The organism is Acidiphilium sp. 20-67-58 (assembly GCF_002255515.1).
Lineage (GTDB): Bacteria > Pseudomonadota > Alphaproteobacteria > Acetobacterales > Acetobacteraceae > Acidiphilium.
Map to the genome: position 1 here is coordinate 1 of NZ_NCAS01000116.1, position 1,394 is coordinate 1,394.

Here is a 1,394-nt window from a genome sequence, read left to right on the forward strand (position 1 = left end):
AGTGTTGAACCCCGACTCGGTGCTGGCAACCGCCGCCAGCGTGCCCGGTGCGACCTCGGGGGCGCAGCGATTCGCGAGAGCGAGGAAATGGGCCGGGGTGATCAGCATTTCCCGTCCTTCCGGCTCGATCTGGCTACCATGCTGTAATTTTTCATAAATTGTATATTGCCAAACCGACCTATATTAGTCAATAAATCATACGAAATATCACATAAAGGATATGTTTTTGCAGGAATCGGCGCGGCATACTTACAATCGGCGTATGGGACGTCGGAAAATGGATGCGCGGGCGATCAACGTTTTGCTGCCAACGGTCGCGTTGGCGGCTATCTCGGACCTGCTCCGAGAGCGAGAAGATCGATCGGAGTTTTTGCGGGAAGCAGTCGAGCTTGAGATCGCGATCCGTTCGTTGGACGTATATCCCGAACTTCTCGGGTATCTGACGGCGAATGAATCTCTGGCTGAGTTCTGCGCGCGGGCAGTTCGTCAAGCTGCCCAGCGGCGTATCAAAATGCTTAAGGAGAACATCGCAGAGGATGAACTCGAATCTCCTAGCCAGGTGTCCGGGCCTAGCGGGACGTCGAGATAGACATGGGCTTAAACATGAGGACGCAATTACATCCTCGTCATGTGATCGTATGTTTTTATAGCTCAATGCAAATTCGGGTTGCAACAGTTCATGGAGATGCACGTTAAAGAGAGCGGCGATCGAGGACATGCGATCAATGGAAACGTTGATCTTTCCATGCTCAACCTTACCGATATAGGCGCGATCCGCCTCGATGAGATGCGCCATGTCGGTCAGCGAAAGACCGAGCGCATTTCGGCCGGCTCTCACATTGTCCCCGAATACGGATCGCTCAGGGGCTTTCAACAAGCGGCCATCGATGGCCGACAGTTCGCCAGTTCTCCTTTTAGGGCTCTGTATCGGCATCTTTGCCGACTCCTCCAGCTTGCCCATGCACATCCGATCCTTATGCCTGACATCTGCTGTTCGCATCGGTTTTCCCGATTCGCGCACATGACTCGACCAATGTCCTGCGATTCAAAACAGTGGGTAAACTTGTCTCATCGCATAGGACGCTTCCTCGAAACCCAAGCTTACCGCGTGATGACGTTGCTCTATTCAAGCACGGCAGCCATCATCGCAGGTGCCCGGATTAGCCAGCGCGAGTCGCGGGCTATGCTTTTCTTTGACACAGGAGGAATGACCGCGAAACACACCTAGAAAAGCAAAATCCCGCCCACAAGGGACGGGATCTGCAAACGACATAGGTTTTTGGCTGTAACCGTGTCCGACAGCGGCAAACTGTGGTCACGAAATCGAATAACGCTCAGCCAAAATGCCTCAGAGCCCTCAAAAATGCAAGCCCTAGCTTGCAAGGGGGAGTCGC

Annotated in this window: 1 protein-coding gene; it reads right to left on the reverse strand. The window is 53.4% G+C overall.

The features are described 5' to 3' along the window. Positions 1 to 187 precede the first annotated feature (187 nt). Complete coding sequence (locus B7Z76_RS16280) at positions 188 to 961, reverse strand: helix-turn-helix domain-containing protein (protein WP_291345310.1); 774 nt, start codon at positions 959 to 961, stop codon at positions 188 to 190. Positions 962 to 1,394 lie beyond the last annotated feature (433 nt).

Bases quoted from the DNA above. Each gene is read 5' to 3' on its own strand.
- B7Z76_RS16280 (WP_291345310.1), bottom strand. From the start codon at position 961: ATGGGCAAGCTGGAGGAGTCGGCAAAGATGCCGATACAGAGCCCTAAA.